The 17551-nt window shown below is 60.1% G+C and carries 18 protein-coding genes; 12 read left to right on the top strand and 6 right to left on the bottom strand.

Annotated elements, in window-relative coordinates:
• Nucleotides 1-149: 149 nt before the first annotated feature.
• Both ACS5Q8_RS23610 and purT read left to right on the top strand, forming a co-directional pair.
• Nucleotides 150-617 carry a VUT family protein gene (locus tag ACS5Q8_RS23610; RefSeq protein WP_276194698.1) on the top strand — a complete coding sequence of 156 codons (468 nt, stop codon included), beginning with the start codon at nucleotides 150-152 and terminating at the stop codon, nucleotides 615-617.
• A 69-nt stretch (nucleotides 618-686) separates the two neighbouring features.
• Nucleotides 687-1868, top strand: coding sequence for a formate-dependent phosphoribosylglycinamide formyltransferase (gene purT, locus ACS5Q8_RS23605; protein ID WP_426100166.1), 1182 nt, complete (start codon nucleotides 687-689; stop codon nucleotides 1866-1868).
• Between the two features lie 107 nt (nucleotides 1869-1975).
• Here the strand turns inward: purT and ACS5Q8_RS23600 are convergent, their stop codons facing one another.
• From ACS5Q8_RS23600 to ACS5Q8_RS23590, 3 genes are all read right to left on the bottom strand, one after another.
• Nucleotides 1976-3286: an MFS transporter gene (locus ACS5Q8_RS23600; RefSeq protein ID WP_276194696.1), complete on the bottom strand. Its 1311-nt coding sequence runs from the start codon at nucleotides 3284-3286 to the stop codon at nucleotides 1976-1978.
• A 221-nt stretch (nucleotides 3287-3507) separates the two neighbouring features.
• A complete protein-coding gene (locus ACS5Q8_RS23595) occupies nucleotides 3508-4746 on the bottom strand; it encodes a transporter associated domain-containing protein (RefSeq protein ID WP_276194695.1) in 1239 nt (412 codons plus the stop codon).
• 12 nt (nucleotides 4747-4758) lie between these two features.
• Entirely contained in the window at nucleotides 4759-5571 is an 813-nt protein-coding gene (locus ACS5Q8_RS23590; RefSeq protein WP_426100164.1) for a cytochrome C assembly family protein, read from the bottom strand.
• Nucleotides 5572-5790: 219 nt separating this feature from the next.
• On the opposite strand from ACS5Q8_RS23590, the gene ffh reads away from it, so the two are divergent.
• The 9 genes from ffh (at nucleotide 5791) to thrC (ending at nucleotide 14282) form a co-directional block, all read left to right on the top strand.
• The gene (gene ffh / locus ACS5Q8_RS23585) at nucleotides 5791-7167 is read left to right on the top strand and encodes a signal recognition particle protein (protein ID WP_247396781.1); all 1377 of its coding nucleotides are present in this window, start codon (nucleotides 5791-5793) and stop codon (nucleotides 7165-7167) included.
• Between the two features lie 251 nt (nucleotides 7168-7418).
• Nucleotides 7419-7670 (top strand): 30S ribosomal protein S16, encoded by a 252-nt coding sequence (rpsP, locus tag ACS5Q8_RS23580; protein WP_003175899.1) that lies wholly within the window; start codon nucleotides 7419-7421, stop codon nucleotides 7668-7670.
• A gap of 5 nt (nucleotides 7671-7675) precedes the next feature.
• Nucleotides 7676-8212, top strand: a complete 537-nt coding sequence (rimM, locus tag ACS5Q8_RS23575; RefSeq protein WP_276194692.1) for a ribosome maturation factor RimM — start codon at nucleotides 7676-7678, stop codon at nucleotides 8210-8212.
• The gene (gene trmD / locus ACS5Q8_RS23570) at nucleotides 8194-8967 is read left to right on the top strand and encodes a tRNA (guanosine(37)-N1)-methyltransferase TrmD (protein ID WP_024077235.1); all 774 of its coding nucleotides are present in this window, start codon (nucleotides 8194-8196) and stop codon (nucleotides 8965-8967) included. Before rimM ends, trmD begins: the two co-directional genes overlap by 19 nt.
• Nucleotides 8968-9012: 45 nt before the next feature.
• A complete protein-coding gene (rplS, locus tag ACS5Q8_RS23565; RefSeq protein ID WP_003175895.1) occupies nucleotides 9013-9363 on the top strand; it encodes a 50S ribosomal protein L19 in 351 nt (116 codons plus the stop codon).
• 223 nt (nucleotides 9364-9586) lie between these two features.
• Nucleotides 9587-10483 carry a site-specific tyrosine recombinase XerD gene (xerD, locus tag ACS5Q8_RS23560; RefSeq protein ID WP_465159482.1) on the top strand — a complete coding sequence of 299 codons (897 nt, stop codon included), beginning with the start codon at nucleotides 9587-9589 and terminating at the stop codon, nucleotides 10481-10483.
• 156 nt (nucleotides 10484-10639) lie between these two features.
• Nucleotides 10640-11371 (top strand): thioredoxin fold domain-containing protein, encoded by a 732-nt coding sequence (locus ACS5Q8_RS23555; RefSeq protein ID WP_010207987.1) that lies wholly within the window; start codon nucleotides 10640-10642, stop codon nucleotides 11369-11371.
• Nucleotides 11372-11500: 129 nt separating this feature from the next.
• Nucleotides 11501-12805, top strand: a complete 1305-nt coding sequence (locus tag ACS5Q8_RS23550) for a homoserine dehydrogenase (protein WP_247396790.1) — start codon at nucleotides 11501-11503, stop codon at nucleotides 12803-12805.
• Nucleotides 12806-12872: 67 nt separating this feature from the next.
• A complete protein-coding gene (gene thrC / locus ACS5Q8_RS23545; RefSeq protein WP_253398599.1) occupies nucleotides 12873-14282 on the top strand; it encodes a threonine synthase in 1410 nt (469 codons plus the stop codon).
• Nucleotides 14283-14379: 97 nt separating this feature from the next.
• Here the strand turns inward: thrC and ACS5Q8_RS23540 are convergent, their stop codons facing one another.
• A complete protein-coding gene (locus ACS5Q8_RS23540; protein WP_253400439.1) occupies nucleotides 14380-14601 on the bottom strand; it encodes a hypothetical protein in 222 nt (73 codons plus the stop codon).
• A gap of 313 nt (nucleotides 14602-14914) precedes the next feature.
• Between ACS5Q8_RS23540 and ACS5Q8_RS23535 the strand changes: the two genes are divergently transcribed.
• A complete protein-coding gene (locus tag ACS5Q8_RS23535) occupies nucleotides 14915-15199 on the top strand; it encodes a DUF3509 domain-containing protein (protein ID WP_276194681.1) in 285 nt (94 codons plus the stop codon).
• 170 nt (nucleotides 15200-15369) lie between these two features.
• On the opposite strand, the gene ACS5Q8_RS23530 is transcribed toward ACS5Q8_RS23535, so the two are convergent.
• Complete coding sequence (locus ACS5Q8_RS23530) at nucleotides 15370-16239, bottom strand: TIGR02285 family protein (RefSeq protein WP_276194680.1); 870 nt, start codon at nucleotides 16237-16239, stop codon at nucleotides 15370-15372.
• 16 nt (nucleotides 16240-16255) lie between these two features.
• On the bottom strand, nucleotides 16256-17455 hold the full coding sequence (locus ACS5Q8_RS23525; RefSeq protein WP_276194679.1) for a CaiB/BaiF CoA transferase family protein: 1200 nt from the start codon (nucleotides 17453-17455) through the stop codon (nucleotides 16256-16258).
• Nucleotides 17456-17551: the final 96 nt, after the last annotated feature.

Raw genomic sequence — 17551 nt, 5'->3', positions numbered from 1 at the left:
TCCCACACTTAACCGCGTTTAAACTGTAGGAATGCGGTCACATGTGGGAGGGGCGGTGCGACGATTCGACTTGCCCCCGATAGGGCCACCCCAGACGACATCCCTGTAATTGTGTACCCTGTGCGGCACTACCCACAGGTCCATCCCCCATGCTCTTCCTGATCGCCTACATCAGCAGCGTCGTGCTGATCAATTTTGCCTTTTCCACTGCCCCGCACCTGGACGTCATCTGGTCCGCCTGGGGTGGCCTGGTTTTCATCCTGCGCGACATGGTGCAAACCCGCTTCGGCCACGGCGCGATCCTCGCCATGCTGGCGGCGCTCGCGCTGTCGTATATCACCTCCGACCCGTCCATCGCCCTGGCCAGCGCCACGGCGTTCGCGGTGTCCGAGTGCATCGACTGGCTGGTGTTCAGCATCACCAAACGCCCGCTCCACGATCGCCTGTGGATAAGTTCGGCGCTGAGCATTCCCCTCGATACTTTTATCTTTTTCGGCTTGATCGGTGCACTTACGCCCGCCGTGGTGGGCACCGCCCTGGCGTCGAAATTCGCCGGGGTCACGGTGGTCTGGCTGATCATGGCCTGGCGTATCCGCAAACGGGCCGTCGCCAACTGAAGCCAATCTGCACAGTTCATGTAAAATGCCGGCCTTTCTCCCCATGATCCGCTCCCCTGAGGACCTGAGATGACCCGAATAGGAACTCCATTGTCGCCAACCGCGACCCGCGTTTTGCTGTGTGGCTGCGGTGAGCTGGGCAAGGAAGTGGTAATCGAGCTGCAACGCTTGGGCGTTGAAGTGATTGCCGTGGATCGCTATGCCAACGCGCCGGCCATGCAGGTTGCCCATCGCAGCCATGTGATCAACATGCTCGACGGCGCCGCCCTGCGTGCGGTGATCGAAGCCGAGAAGCCGCACTTCATCGTGCCGGAAATCGAAGCCATCGCCACCGCCACCCTGGTGGAGCTGGAGGCCGAAGGTTTCACCGTGATCCCGACCGCGCGCGCCGCATCGCTGACCATGAACCGCGAAGGCATCCGTCGCCTGGCCGCTGAAGAGCTGGACCTGCCGACCTCGCCGTATCACTTCGCTGATGCCTTCGAAGACTACAGCAAGGCCGTGCACGACCTGGGCTTCCCGTGCGTGGTCAAGCCGGTGATGAGCTCGTCGGGCAAGGGCCAGAGCCTGCTGCGCAGTACCGAGGACGTGCAGAAAGCCTGGGATTACGCCCAGGAAGGCGGGCGTGCCGGGAAGGGCCGGGTGATCATCGAAGGCTTTATCGACTTCGACTACGAAATCACCCTGTTGACCGTGCGCCACATCGGCGGCACGACCTTCTGCGCGCCGGTCGGCCATCGTCAGGAGAAGGGCGATTACCAGGAATCCTGGCAGCCTCAGGCCATGAGCCCGATTGCCCTGGCAGAATCCGAGCGCGTGGCCAAGGCCGTGACTGAATCCTTGGGTGGCCGTGGCTTGTTTGGCGTGGAGTTGTTCATCAAGGGCGATCAGGTGTGGTTCAGCGAAGTGTCGCCACGCCCGCATGACACCGGTTTGGTCACCTTGATTTCCCAGGACCTGTCGCAGTTCGCCCTGCACGCGCGCGCCATCCTGGGCCTGCCGATCCCGTTGATCCGGCAGTTCGGGCCGTCGGCGTCGGCGGTGATCCTGGTGGAAGGGCAATCGACCCAGACCGCATTCGCTAACCTCGGCGCGGCCTTGAGCGAACCGGACACGGCGTTGCGTCTGTTCGGCAAGCCGGAAGTGAATGGCCAGCGCCGCATGGGCGTGGCATTGGCGCGGGATGAGTCGATTGAAGCGGCTCGCGCCAAGGCGACCCGTGCGGCTCAGGCGGTTGTTGTAGAGCTTTAAACCGCGTCGCGCCTATCGGGGGCAAGCCCCCTCCCACATTTTGACCGCACTCCTACAGATTGAACGCGGTTAAGTGTGGGAGGGGGCTTGCCCCCGATAGCGGTCTATCAGTCGACCTTGTTCAAATCGTTATCCCGCGTCTCTTTCAGGCACAGCACCGCAATCAAGCTAATCAATGCTGCCGCCGACACATACCCGCCGACATAACTCAGCCCACCCATCGCCACCAGCTTGGTCGCGAAGAACGGTGCGGCCGACGCGCCGACGATCCCACCCAGGTTATAGGCCGCCGAAGCGCCGGTATAACGCACGCGGGTCGGGAACAGTTCCGGCAGCATCGCGCCCATCGGGGCGAAGGTCACGCCCATCAGGAACAGCTCCAGGGCCAGGAATAGCGCCACAGCCCAGGTCGAACCGTATGTCAGCAATGGCTCCATGGTGAAACCCGACAGAATGGCCAGCACCGTACCGACAATCAGCACCGGCTTGCGCCCGAATCGATCGCTGGCCAAGGCTGCCAGCGGCGTCGCCAGGCCCATGAACAACACGGCAAAACACAGCAGCCCGAGGAATGTCTCGCGGCTGTAGCCCAAGGTCGACACGCCGTAGCTCAAGGAAAATGCCGTGGTGATATAGAACAGCGCATAGCACACCACCATCGACGCGGCGCCCAGCAGCACCGGCATCCAATGCTGGCTGAACAGCTCGAACAACGGCACTTTTACCGGCGCTTCTTTCGCCACGGCATTGGCGAACACCGGGGTTTCATGCAGCTTGAGCCGCGCATATAGGCCGACCATCACCAGTGCGGCGCTGAGGATGAACGGGATGCGCCAGCCCCAACTGCGGAACTGCTCGTCGTTCAGGTTCATGGCCAGGATCAGGAACAGGCCGTTGGCCGCGAGGAAGCCAATCGAAGGGCCGAGTTGCGGGAACATGCCGAACCAGGCGCGCTTGCCCTTGGGCGCGTTCTCGGTCGCCAGCAACGCCGCCCCGCCCCATTCCCCGCCCAGCCCCAGGCCCTGGCCGAAACGCAGCACGCACAACAGAATCGGGGCCCAGGCACCAATGCTGTCATACCCCGGCAGCAAGCCGATCAGCGTGGTACACACCCCCATCAGCAGCAGCGAAGCCACCAGCGTGGATTTGCGGCCGATACGGTCGCCAAAGTGGCCGAACAGCGCCGAACCCAGCGGGCGGGCGATGAATGCGATGCCAAAGGTCAGGAATGACGCGAGCATCTGCGCCGTGCCGGAGGTCTGCGGGAAGAACACGGGGCCGATCACCAGCGCGGCCGCAGTGGCATAGATATAGAAATCGTAGAACTCGATGGCAGTGCCGACGATGCTGGCGGTGGCGACGCGGGCGGTCGAGTTGGTCGGGGCGGCGGTCGCAGCCTCGTTATAAGTGGTGCTCATGGAGGTATCCCTGACGGTCAGTGCGCGTTTGGACGCGGATTATTATTGGTCGAACACCCCAGGATCAGGGTTGTGAGCGGAGCGGCTCGGGATGGGAGCGAACACCGGTAAGACATGGCAAGGCGGTGCCTGGACGCGCTCGGTGCGGGTAGCACGCGGTCGGGCGGGGCTTGGGTAAGCCGACCCGATTATAGGAAGCGGTTTGCGCATCCAACAAGGGGTTACGCGGCGACCGGCACGCGGCTGGTGTGCCAGATCAGCACCTTGCTCACGCGGTTGTCCTCGGTCTCGAGGGTTTCCAGGCGGTAGCGGCCGATTTTCAAGCACACCGCGCAATCGGGAATGGTTTCCAGCGCTTCGGTCACCAGGCCGTTGAGGGTCTTGGGGCCGTCGCAGGGCAGGTGCCAGCCCAGGCTCTTGTTCAATTCGCGGATCGAGGCGGCGCCGTCGATGATATAGCGGCCGTCCGGTTGCGCTTCGATATGCGGGTTGTCAGCACTCTGTTCGCTTTCGAATTCGCCGACGATTTCTTCAAGAATGTCTTCCAGGGTGACGATGCCCAGCACTTCGCCGTACTCGTCCACCACCATGCCCAGGCGCCGCTGCTGCTTGTGGAAGTTCAGCAATTGCAGTTGCAGGGGCGTGCTTTCCGGGACGAAGTAGGGTTCGTAGCAGGCGGCGAGCAAGGTCTCCTTGGTCAGGCTGGCATCCAGCAACAGGTGCTGGATCAGCCGGGTGTTGAGCACGGCTTCGACCTGGTTGATGTCGCTGTGGAACACCGGCAGGCGGGTGCGCTGGGAACTGCGCAGTTGCTCGATGATCGCTTCGAGCGAGTCGTCAAGGTTAATGCCGTCCACTTCGCTGCGTGGCACCAGGATGTCGTTGACAGTGATGTTGTCCAGCGCGTGGATGCCGGGCATGCCGGGCGTGCGATTTTCATCGGCCTCTGGCTCGGGTTCGTCATCATGGTCGGGTTGCGGGTCGTCGCTTTTTTTCACCACGCCGGGCGTGCGTGCAAAGGGGCGTAGCAACAGCAGGCTGATGCCATTGAGCAGCCAGGCGAGGGGATAAAGGATTTTCAGCGGCACGCCCAGCAGGGCATTGCCGAAGCCCAGCACCGCTTGCGGATGGCGGGTGGCCAGGGCGCGGGGTAGGTAATCGGCCAGCACCAGCAGGATGCTGCAGGAGACCAGCCAGCCAAGCCACGCGCCGTTTTGCGCCCAGGCGTAGATCGCCAGCAGAGTACAGAGGATCACCACGCCAGCACGGCACAGGGTGTTGCAGAGGATCATGCTGTGGCGTGGGAAGTTCAGGCGGGCGGCGGCCTTGTCGCCCTGGCGTGTACCGGGGCGCAGGGCCAGCAGGTGTTGTTGTGCGGCTTCGATGGCGGTAAATAGCGCCGCCCACAAAACCAGCAAGGCGATTACCGCGAGCATCGGCCCTAAGGGCAAGTTATCCATGATCGCTGCCCGTCAGATATGCAGGATGTATTCGCGAACCAGCTTGCTGCCGAAATAGGCCAGCATCAGCAGGCAGAAACCGGCCAGGGTCCAGCGGATCGCCTTGTGCCCGCGCCAGCCAAGGCGGTTGCGGCCCCACAGCAGCACGCTGAACACCACCCACGCCAGGCACGCCAGCAGGGTTTTATGCACCAGGTGCTGGGCGAACAGGTTTTCGACGAACAGCCAGCCGGAGATCAGCGACAGCGACAGCAGCGTCCAGCCGGCCCACAGGAAGCCGAACAGCAGGCTTTCCATGGTTTGCAGCGGCGGGAAGTTCTTGATCAGGCCGGACGGGTGCTTGTGCTTGAGCTGGTGGTCCTGCACGAGCAAGAGCAACGCCTGGAACACCGCGATGGTGAACATGCCGTAGGCCAGGATCGACAGCAGGATATGCGCAAGAATGCCCGGCTCTTCATCGATCACCTGCACCGTGCCGGCGGGCGCGAATTGCGCCAGCAGCACCGTCAGCATCCCCAGGGGAAACAGCAGCACCAGCAGGTTTTCCACCGGGATGCGTGCGCAGGCGATCAGCGTGAGGGCGATCACTGCGGCGGCGATCAGGCTGGCGGCGCTGAAAAAATCCAGGCCCAGGCCGACCGGCGTCATCAAGTGGGTGAACAGGCTCGCGGCATGGGCCAGCAGGGCGAGGACGCCAAGGCCTGCCAGCAGGCGCGTTTCGGCCTTGGCGCCTTGCGCCAGGCGCGTGCCTTGGTAGAGGGTCGCAGCGGCATACAAAAAGGCGGCGGCGAGGCTGGGTAGTAAACTGGGTGACAAAGGGAGCATAAATCCTGTTAGGCAAGCCCGAAAGGCGCTGAGTTTGGCATACACCTGCGTTCCACGAAAGACTCTAGGGCCAGACAGCGGGTGTGCATGTGCGCAGTCTTCGCTATAATCCGCGACCTGCCCACGCCGCAGGCTCGCCGAGCGCTGTTTTTAATAGCGATTTACCACAGCCTGGGCCGCCATTACCTCGGTCTACCATAGGGCCTGAAAGGATCGCGCATGTTTGAAAACTTGACTGACCGTCTCTCGCAGACGCTGCGCCACGTAACCGGCAAGGCCAAGCTGACCGAGGACAATATTAAAGACACCCTGCGTGAAGTGCGCATGGCGTTGCTGGAAGCCGACGTGGCCTTGCCTGTGGTCAAGGACTTCGTCAACTCGGTCAAAGAGCGCGCGGTCGGCACCGAAGTGTCCCGCAGCCTGACGCCGGGCCAGGCCTTTGTGAAGATCGTCCAGGCCGAACTCGAAAGCCTGATGGGCGCGGCCAACGAAGACCTGAACCTCAGCGCCGTGCCGCCGGCCGTCGTGCTGATGGCCGGTCTGCAAGGTGCGGGCAAGACCACCACCGTCGGCAAGCTGGCGCGCTTCCTTAAAGAACGCAAGAAAAAAACCGTGATGGTGGTGTCGGCCGACGTGTACCGTCCGGCGGCCATCAAGCAACTGGAAATGCTTGCCGGCGAAGTGGGCGTGACCTTCTTCCCGTCGGACCTGAGCCAGAAGCCGGTTGACATTGCCAACGCGGCGATCAAAGAAGCTAGGCTGAAATTCATCGACGTGGTCATCGTCGATACCGCCGGTCGCCTGCACATCGACGAAGAGATGATGGGCGAGATCAAGGCGCTGCATGCCGCGATCAACCCGGTCGAGACGCTGTTCGTGGTCGACGCCATGACCGGCCAGGATGCGGCCAATACCGCCAAGGCCTTTGGTGACGCACTGCCGCTGACCGGCGTGATCCTGACCAAGGTCGATGGCGACGCCCGTGGTGGTGCCGCGCTGTCGGTGCGCGCCATCACCGGCAAGCCGATCAAATTCATCGGTATGGGTGAGAAGAGCGACGCGCTCGAACCGTTCCACCCTGAGCGTATCGCTTCGCGTATCCTCGGCATGGGTGACGTACTCAGCCTGATCGAGCAGGCCGAAGCGACACTCGACAAGGACAAGGCCGATAAACTGGCCAAGAAGCTGAAGAAGGGCAAGGGCTTCGACCTCGAAGACTTCCGCGATCAGTTGCAACAAATGAAGAACATGGGCGGCCTCGGCGGCTTGATGGACAAGCTGCCGAATATGGGCGGTGTGAACCTGGCGCAAATGGGCAATGCCCAGGGCGCGGCAGAGAAACAGTTCAAGCAGATGGAAGCCATCATCAACTCCATGACCCCGGCCGAGCGCCGCGACCCTGAGCTGATCAGCGGTTCGCGCAAGCGTCGGATCGCCATGGGCTCCGGCACCCAGGTGCAGGACATCGGTCGCTTGATCAAGCAACACAAGCAGATGCAGAAGATGATGAAGAAATTCTCCGCCAAAGGCGGAATGGCCAAGATGATGCGCGGCATGGGCGGTATGTTGCCCGGCGGCGGCATGCCCAAGATGTAAAGAATTCGAGCGGGAGCGTGCTCCTGCTCCGACCCACAGGGATGTGGGATCTCCAGCAAACCCGCCGTCTGGCGGGAGCTGACTTGCCGTTTTAACCGACGGCTCTATAGCAGATCTGAATGGCACGCTGATAGGCGCCAGAAAAAGACATTTGCAAAAGTCCGGATATTCCTTAGAATATGCGGCCTTTCGGGCACCTATGCCCGCTGTGCATTTAGATTTGCAGCACCGACTACAGGAACGATGTTCACATGCTAACAATCCGTCTTGCCCTTGGCGGCTCCAAAAAGCGCCCGTTTTACCACTTGACCGTAACCGACAGCCGCAACCCGCGTGACGGTTCGCACAAGGAACAGGTTGGTTTCTTCAACCCTGTTGCTCGTGGTCAAGAAGTTCGTCTGTCCGTGAACCAAGAGCGCGTAGCCTACTGGCTGAGCGTTGGTGCACAGCCTTCCGAGCGTGTTGCCAAGTTGTTGAAGGACTCGGCTAAGGCCGCAGCCTGAGCAATATGAACGCGACGCCAGCTGTTGCTGATGATTTGATCGTTATCGGCAAGATTTATTCTGTTCATGGCGTTCGCGGCGAAGTGAAGGTGTATTCCTTTACTGATCCGACAGAAAACCTGTTGCAGTACAAAACCTGGACGCTCAAGCGCGAGGGGAATGTGAAACAGGTCGAGCTGGTCAGTGGACGCGGGAACGACAAGTTCCTGGTCGCAAAGCTCAAGGGTCTTGATGATCGTGAAGAAGCTCGTCTTCTGGCCGGTTATGAGATCTGCGTGCCGCGCAACCTGTTCCCTGAATTGACCGACGGCGAGTACTACTGGTACCAGCTGGAAGGTCTGAAGGTTATTGATCAACTCGGGCAATTGTTCGGGAAAATTGATCATCTTCTGGAAACCGGCGCCAATGATGTAATGGTGGTCAAGCCTTGCGCTGGCAGCCTGGATGATCGCGAGCGCCTATTGCCCTATACCGAGCAATGCGTGTTGGCCATCGACCTGGCCGCGGGCGAGATGAAGGTGGAATGGGACGCGGACTTCTAAGCGTGGCTAATTTGCGCATTGAAGTGATCAGTTTGTTTCCCGAGATGTTCTCCGCCATCAGCGAGTACGGCATCACCAGTCGGGCGGTGAAACAGGGGCTCTTGCAGCTCACCTGTTGGAACCCGCGAGACTACACGACGGATCGACATCACACTGTGGACGATCGCCCATTTGGCGGTGGCCCGGGCATGGTGATGAAGATCAAGCCCCTGGAAGACGCGTTGGTTCAGGCCAAGGCTGCCGCTGGGGAGAAGGCGAAGGTAATTTACCTGTCCCCTCAAGGCCGTCAGCTGAAACAGGCGGCGGTACGCGAACTGGCGAATGAGGAAGCACTGATCCTGATTGCCGGTCGCTATGAAGGCATTGACGAGCGGTTTATTGAAGCTCATGTCGATGAAGAGTGGTCGATTGGGGACTATGTCCTGTCTGGCGGTGAGCTGCCGGCGATGGTCCTGATAGATGCGGTTACACGACTGCTGCCTGGAGCTTTAGGGCATGCGGACTCCGCGGAGGAAGATTCCTTCACGGATGGTTTGCTGGATTGCCCGCACTACACCCGACCGGAGGTGTATGCGGATCAGCGTGTTCCCGACGTATTGCTAAGTGGCAATCACGCACACATCCGGCGTTGGCGTTTACAGCAGTCCCTTGGTCGGACCTATGAACGACGCGCCGATCTTCTGGAAAGCCGCTCGCTTTCTGGAGAAGAGAAGAAGCTGCTCGAGGAATACATCCTCGCGCGGGACGATAGTTAACAACGTATCGATGGTAGGTCCATTGACTTACCTTAGGAGCACAGCATGACTAACAAAATCATCCTTGCACTCGAAGCAGAGCAGATGACCAAAGAGATCCCTACCTTTGCCCCGGGCGACACCATTGTCGTTCAGGTGAAAGTGAAGGAAGGCGACCGTTCGCGTCTGCAAGCGTTCGAAGGCGTGGTAATTGCCAAGCGTAACCGTGGTGTGAACAGTGCTTTCACTGTTCGTAAAATCTCCAACGGTGTTGGCGTAGAGCGTACTTTCCAGACCTACAGCCCGCAAATCGACAGCATGGCCGTTAAACGTCGCGGTGACGTGCGTAAAGCCAAGCTGTACTACCTGCGTGACCTGTCCGGTAAAGCAGCTCGCATCAAGGAAAAACTGGCTTAAGTCCAGCTTCCCGATGCAGAAAAAAAGCAGCCTGCGGGCTGCTTTTTTTGTGCCTGGAATTTGTTGGCTGATCCGAGGCCGAGTCGCAGCTATCGCGGGCAAGCCAATTCCCACATTTGATTATCAGTGGTCATAAAATCGATGTGCGACACAAATCCCATGTGGGAGCTGGCTTGCCTGCGATAGGATCTACCAGACATCCCAGTAGTCAACCTGAGCCCACATGCCCGCCATCGACCACCCTCTGATCGACCGCTTCCTCGACGCCCTATGGCTGGAAAAAGGCCTGTCGGACAACACCCGCCAGGCCTACCGCAGCGATCTGGCCCTGTTCAACGGCTGGCTGCAGGAAAATAACCTCGAGCTGATCAATGCCGGCCGTGAGTTGATCCTCGATCACCTGGCCTGGCGCCTGGAGCAGAACTACAAGCCGCGTTCTACGGCGCGATTCCTTTCTGGTGTGCGTGGCTTTTATCGCTACCTGCTGCGGGAAAAACTCATCGCCCTCGACCCGACGTTACAGGTCGATATGCCGCAATTGGGTCGGCCATTGCCCAAATCCTTGTCGGAAGCCGATGTCGACGCCTTGCTCGCCGCCCCGGACTTGAGCGAAGCCATTGGCCAGCGCGACCGTGCCATGCTCGAGGTGCTGTACGCCTGCGGCCTGCGGGTGACCGAGCTGATCAGCCTGACCCTTGAGCAAGTCAACCTGCGTCAGGGCGTGCTGCGGGTAATGGGTAAGGGCAGCAAGGAGCGGCTGGTGCCGATGGGGGAAGAAGCGATTGTGTGGATCGAGCGCTACATGCGTGATGCGCGCAGCGAATTGCTCGGTGGGCGCCCCAGTGATGTGCTGTTCCCCAGCCTACGGGGTGAGCAGATGACCCGCCAGACCTTCTGGCACCGCATCAAGCACCAGGCCAAGGTGGCGGGGATCGGCAAGAGCCTGTCGCCGCATACGTTGCGTCACGCGTTTGCCACGCATTTGCTCAACCACGGCGCGGATTTGCGCGTGGTGCAAATGCTCCTTGGCCACAGCGACTTATCCACAACCCAGATCTACACCCATGTGGCACGGGCGCGCTTGCAGGATATGCATGCCAAGCACCATCCGCGTGGCTGAAAACCGCCAAATTATCCCGCCACGGGCTGCCCTGCGGCCCAACTGTGGTAGGCTTTGCCGGTTAGCAAAGGGTACGGCGTGACTTGTGATGACAGCCCCGTGTTTCCAGATCGGTGTTCCGCACGCCCGTCCCTGCATCTGCCTTCAGGAGTTCCCATGCGCTTGACCCAGATTATTGCCGCCGCAGCCATTGCGTTGGTTTCCACCTTTGCCTTCGCCGATGACGCTGCCGAGCAGACTATTCGCAAGAGCCTGGCCAACCTGCAACTCGATACACCGATCGAAAGCATCAGTGCCAGCCCGATGGCCGGCCTGTACGAAGTCAAGCTCAAGGGCAGCCGCGTGCTGTATGCCAGTGCCGACGGCCAGTACATTGTCCAGGGCTACCTGTTCCAGTTGAAGGATGGTAAGCCGGTCAACCTGACCGAGAAAGCCGAGCGGCTGGGCGTGTCCAAGCTGATCAACGGCATTCCGGTAGCTGAAACCGTGGTTTACCCGGCCATTGGCGAGACCAAGACGCACATCACCGTGTTCACCGACACCACCTGCCCGTACTGCCATAAGCTGCACGCCGAAGTGCCGGCGCTGAACAAGCTCGGTGTGGAAGTGCGCTACGTCGCGTTCCCGCGCCAGGGCCTCGGCTCGCCGGGTGACGAGCAGTTGCAGGCAGTCTGGTGCTCGGCCGACAAGAAAGCGGCCATGGACAAGATGGTCGACGGCAAGGAAATCAAGGCGGCCAAGTGCGCCAATCCGGTTTCCAAGCAGTTTGCCCTGGGCCAGTCCATTGGTGTGAACGGTACACCGGCCATCGTTTTGGCTGACGGCCAGGTGATTCCGGGCTATCAGCCGGCACCGCAAGTTGCCAAACTGGCGCTGAGTGCCAAATAAACCAGCATCGTCGAACCTTTGACGATCATGGCCCTTTGATAAGTCGATGGGCCATTAATTGAAAGCCGCAGTTGTGCGGCTGTTTTCCACGGCCGACCTCGCGTCGGCCGTTTCATGGGGAGTTCTTCAGTGAAACCGGTCAAAGTAGGCATCTGTGGGTTAGGGACCGTCGGTGGCGGCACCTTAAACGTACTTCAGCGTAATGCTGAAGAAATTTCCCGCCGTGCAGGGCGCGGGATTGAAGTGGCGCAGATTGCCACGCGTTCGCCAAAGCCTCAGTTCGAAACGACCGGTATTGCGATTACCAACGATGTCTTCGCCGTGGCGACCAACCCTGACATCGATATCGTCATCGAGTTGGTCGGCGGCTACACCGTGGCCCGCGAGCTGGTGCTCAAGGCGATTGAAAACGGCAAGCATGTGGTCACTGCCAACAAGGCGCTGATCGCCGTGCACGGCAACGAGATCTTCGCCAAGGCGCGTGAGAAGGGCGTTATCGTGGCGTTCGAAGCTGCGGTGGCCGGCGGTATTCCGGTGATCAAGGCGATCCGTGAAGGCCTGTCCGCCAACCGCATCAACTGGGTGGCCGGCATCATCAACGGCACCGGTAACTTCATCCTCACCGAAATGCGCGAGAAGGGCCGTACCTTCGAAGACGTGCTGGCCGAAGCCCAGGCCCTGGGTTACGCCGAAGCCGACCCGACCTTCGACGTTGAAGGTATCGACGCGGCGCACAAGCTGACCATCCTCGCGTCCATTGCCTTTGGTATCCCGTTGCAGTTCGAGAAGGCCTACACCGAAGGCATCACCAAGCTGACCACAGCCGACGTGAACTACGCTGAAGCCCTGGGTTACCGCATCAAGCACCTGGGCGTGGCGCGCAGCACACCGGCCGGTATCGAGTTGCGTGTACACCCGACGCTGATCCCGGCCGACCGCCTGATCGCCAACGTCAATGGCGTGATGAACGCCGTGATGGTCAACGGTGACGCCGCCGGTTCGACCCTGTTCTACGGCGCCGGCGCCGGCATGGAGCCGACCGCTTCGTCGGTGATCGCCGACTTGGTGGACGTGGTTCGCGCCATGACCTGCGACCCGGAAAACCGCGTGCCGCACCTGGCATTCCAGCCGGATTCGCTGTCGGCCCACCCGATCCTGCCGATCGAAGCGTGCGAAAGCGCCTACTACCTGCGGATACAGGCCAAGGATCACCCGGGCGTATTGGCCCAGGTTGCCAGCATCTTGTCGGAACGCGGCATCAACATCGAGTCGATCATGCAGAAGGAAGTCGAGGAGCAGAACGGCCAGGTGCCGATGATCCTGCTGACTCACCGCGTGCTTGAGCAGCACATCAACGATGCCATCACCGCCCTGGAAGCCTTGCAAGGCGTAGTGGGGCCTGTGGTACGGATTCGCGTCGAACACCTGAACTAACCGATTTGTTCCAGGGGCCCCGTGTGATCGGCGGCCTCTGTTCGAGAATGTTTTTGAGGAGCCAGTCATGCGTTACATCAGCACCCGCGGCCAGGCACCGGCCCTGAATTTCGAAGACGTCCTGTTGGCAGGCCTTGCCACCGACGGCGGCCTGTATGTGCCGGAAAACCTGCCACGCTTCACCCAGGAAGAAATCGCTTCCTGGGCTGGCCTGCCGTATCACGAACTGGCGTTCCGGGTGATGCGCCCGTTCGTCACTGGCAGCATTCCGGATGCGGATTTCAAAAAGATCCTGGAAGAGACATACGGCGTGTTTTCCCACAGCGCCATCGCTCCTCTGCGCCAACTGAATGGCAACGAGTGGGTCCTTGAGCTGTTTCACGGCCCGACCCTGGCGTTCAAGGACTTTGCCCTGCAACTGCTGGGTCGCCTGCTCGATTACGTGCTGGAGAAGCGCGGCGAGCGCGTGGTGATCGTCGGCGCCACCTCCGGTGATACTGGCTCGGCGGCCATCGAAGGCTGCAAGCATTGCGAAAACGTCGACATCTTCATCCTGCACCCGCACAAGCGTGTGTCGGAAGTACAGCGTCGGCAGATGACCACCATTTTTGGTGAGAACATCCACAACATCGCCATCGAAGGCAACTTCGACGACTGCCAGGAAATGGTCAAGAACAGCTTCGCTGACCAGAGCTTCCTCAAGGGCACGCGCCTGGTCGCGGTGAACTCGATCAACTGGGCGCGGATCATGGCCCAGATCGTCTACTACTTCCACGCCGCGCTGCAGTTGGGTGGCCCGGCACGTTCAGTGTCGTTTTCGGTGCCGACCGGCAACTTCGGCGACATCTTCGCTGGCTACCTGGCGCGTAACATGGGCCTGCCGATCAACCAGTTGATCGTCGCTACCAACCGCAACGATATCCTGCACCGCTTCATGAGCGGCAACCAGTACGTCAAGGAAACGCTGCACGCCACACTGTCGCCGTCGATGGACATCATGGTGTCGTCGAACTTCGAGCGCCTGTTGTTCGACATGCACGGTCGCAACGGCGCTGCCATCGCCGAGCTGATGAACAGCTTCAAGAGCGGTGGTGGTTTCAGCGTCGATCAAGAGCGCTGGACCGAAACCCGCAAGCTGTTCGACTCCCTGGCTGTGGACGATGCACAAACGTGCGAAACCATCGCTGAAGTCTATGCCCAGACCGGCGAACTGCTGGACCCGCACACCGCTATCGGCGTGAAGGCCGCGCGCGAATGCCGTCGTAGCCTGGACATTCCGATGGTGATCCTCGGCACCGCGCACCCGGTCAAATTCCCGGAAGCGGTGGAGAAAGCGGGCGTTGGCAAGGCGCTGGAGTTGCCGGAGCATCTGGCCGACTTGTTCGAGCGTGAAGAACGTTGCACCGTGCTGCCGAATGACTTGAAGGCGATGCAGGCGTTTGTCAGCCAGCATGGCAATCGTGGTAAGCCGCTGTAAGGCAAACTGCTGGCGCTTCGGCGCAGACAAAAACGCCGCTTTCCCTTCCTTGGGTCAGCGGCGTTTTTTGTTTCTGGCAGGCCCAACAGTGTGCTGGTTACAACAGTAATTTAATGGCCATTCCGGTAATTGAAGCAATTGTGGCGACAACGGCCATCGCTACGCCCATGGGGTACCAAAACGTCTCACAGGTTATCTTCAAGGACTCCGCGTTGAGCTTGCCTTGCTCGGCATGCATGCGTGAAATTTCGGCATAGATGCGAGATACGTCAGCATGCATCTTCTCCATCGACGCTTGTTGTTCGTTGTGTTCCACCATCATGTTCATCCTTAGCAATAAGGGCCTTTGACATGCACTTCTAGCTGTGTGACAGCGTGATCAGCGCTTACTGAGTATAGGGTTCACCCTCAGCCGCGCTGCAGGGCGAACCCTGAAACGGCAACCCATTGCGTAAGCAGTTATGTGCGGCCGTTTTTTCGTTGTCATGTTGCAAGCGCATGCTGTTCCAAGTCACTCCCCCGCGGCCTCATAAAGACGAAAAAGCGAACTTTCCTACGTCACAACCCGTCACTTAGGAGAGAGGCAGCCCCCGTTGAAACGATTGTTCCCGAACTATTGAGTGGTGATCGAAATGGAAAGTATCAGCCTATTGCTCGAAGAAGCACTGAGCCCTTATCAGGTTACGCTGACCACCGCTGGTGTGCAGGGCGAGTGCCTGGTGACCGTAAAGAATCCTGCCGGTGCTATCGTGGTCGAGCGTGATGTCGACCGGGCGCAACTGACCGACAAGCGCGTGCTGGTGGATGTCGTCGATTGCCTGCTGCGCGACCTGAAAATTGCCGAAGGGCGCCTGGAACCCTCGGTGATCGCCGCCTTGCGCAACGCTGCCCAGACCCGCAGCAGCGCCCTTGCATGAAGAATTGTTTATCGGCGGAAACTTCCTACTGCGTGGCTGGTCTGATTTAGTAACAGCAAGAGCAGACATTGTGCTCCGGTGTTTGTGACTTGCTGTACTGGTCTTTGTAGGCCACGTTTAACCCCGAAGTGTTTCCCCACTCTTCGGGGTTTCTTTTTGCCCGCGATTTATCACGGGGTGGGCGCTTCTTCATAGAATCGCTGATGATCCAGCAGGTATTGCTCACCCAGGGCCGGGCCGAGCCATGACGCGTAGGCACGTAGCAACTGCGCCTGCGGCAGGTCGCCCAGCAACTGGTTGATACGCGTCATGACCTGGCGCCCCTCGGGCGTATCCGAACAGCCGATATGGATGTGCTGATAGGGCGTGGTGCCGGCAATCGGATAAAACGCCAGCGCCTCGGGATCAATACCTTGCTGCAATGCGTGATAGCGAATTTCGGTCCAGTAACCCAGTACCCCTTCCAGGCGTCCCAGGCGCTGCATTTGCAGCAGGCTGCCCAAGGCGTCGTTGCCGTAGTGCATCACCCGATTGTGCGTGTCGCCATGCCGCAACATGCCGTCGATGAATGGCCCGTAACTGCGCTCGGCGATGATGCCCAGGCGTGTGCTCTTGTCCCGTAGCATCGCTTGCAGGTCGACCTTGCCTCGCGCGACAAAGGGCGCCAACACTTCACGGTTTTGCTGGCGAACGACTACGCCATTGCTCACCACGGAAAAAGCCTGGTCGGAATATACAATCCATTGGGTCCGCTCCGGCGTCCACATCAGGGTAGGGTCGCAGGTGAGGGAGGGCGCCTGGAGCATCTGCATGCTCCTGGCACGGTTGACGTGCTGGACCTGGTGCTGATACTCCGGCAGGCGCTCCATCAGCATCGGCAACAATTCGTCGATGGCGCCCTGGCCTTTTTGCGGACCTTCGAAGATCGTCAGTGGTGGCAGGTCTCGCACCAGCCAGATCAAGGTTTGCGCCGCCTGGGTCGGCAGCGGCAAAAGTCCCAGCAAAGGGGCGCACAGGTGCAACAGCCAGCGGTGAGCCACTATCTTGAGCGCACCATCAGATCGCTCCTTGCTCACGCAAGCGGATGATGGCAGCCGCGTCATAGCCCAATTCTCCCAGTACTACGCCGTTGTGTTCACCCAGTTGCGGCCCCACCCACTCACAACTGCCCGGCGTGTCGGAGAGCTTGGGCACGATACCTGGCATCTTGAAGGCCTTGCCGTCGGGCAGTTGCGCGTTGAGGAACATTTCCCGCGCCAGAAATTGCGGATCCCCGAGCATGTCTTCGGCGCTGTAGATGCGGCTGGCTGGCACCTCAGCCTTGTTGAGCTGCTCAATCACGTGTTCCAGCGATAGCGAATTGACCCAGCGATCAATCACGCCATACAGCTCGTCGCGGCGCTCGTCACGCCCGTCATTACTGGCCAATTGCGGGTCGTTGGCCAAATCTTCGCGGCCGATGGCGGACATGAAGCGTTTGAAGATCGCATCGCCATTTGCGCCGATCTGCACATGCTTGCCGTCCGCGCTGGTGTGGATCGAGGATGGTGTGATGCCGGGCATGATGTTGCCGGTGCGCTCGCGAATGAACCCGAACACATCGAACTCCGGGATCATGCTTTCCATCATGGCGAAGATGGCTTCATACAGTGCCACATCAACCACCTGGCCCAGCCCGCCGTTGACCTCGCGGTGTCGCAACGCCATCAGCGCGCCGATCACCGCCCACAGGGCGGCAATGGAGTCGCCGATGGAAATACCGGTGCGCACCGGCGGGCGGTCTTCAAAACCGGTGATGTAACGCAGCCCGCCCATCGATTCGCCTACCGCGCCAAACCCCGGCTGATCTTTCATCGGCCCGGTCTGGCCAAAGCCCGAGAGGCGCACCATCACCAGTTTCGGGTTCAGCGCATGTAAGGTGTCCCAGCTCAGGCCGAGCTTTTCCAGGACGCCAGGGCGGAAGTTTTCGATCAGGATGTCGGCGTCCGCCAGCAACTGCTTGAGGATCGCCAGGCCGTCCGGGTGCTTGAGGTTCAGCGTCAGTGATTTTTTGTTGCGCGCCTGCACGAACCACCACAGCGAGGTGCCTTCGTACAGCTTGCGCCATTTGCGCAGCGGGTCGCCGCCGTCCGGGGATTCGACCTTGATCACTTCGGCGCCAAACTCGGCGCAAATGCGTGAGGCGAACGGGCCGGCGATCAGGGTGCCGAGTTCGATGACCTTCAGGCCGGCAAGCGGTTTGGCGTTAAACGACATGAGGAACCTTTCATACGCAGCACAGTGGTGTGATGCCTTTTAACATAGCCGAGGGGGGCAGGGATAAGGATGATGCAGCGCAGCATTCGTTGAATC

Source organism: Pseudomonas sp. PAMC25584, from assembly GCF_058135675.1.
Note: the sequence above shows the minus strand (reverse complement) of the source record. Positions and strands in the feature narration are given on the sequence as shown.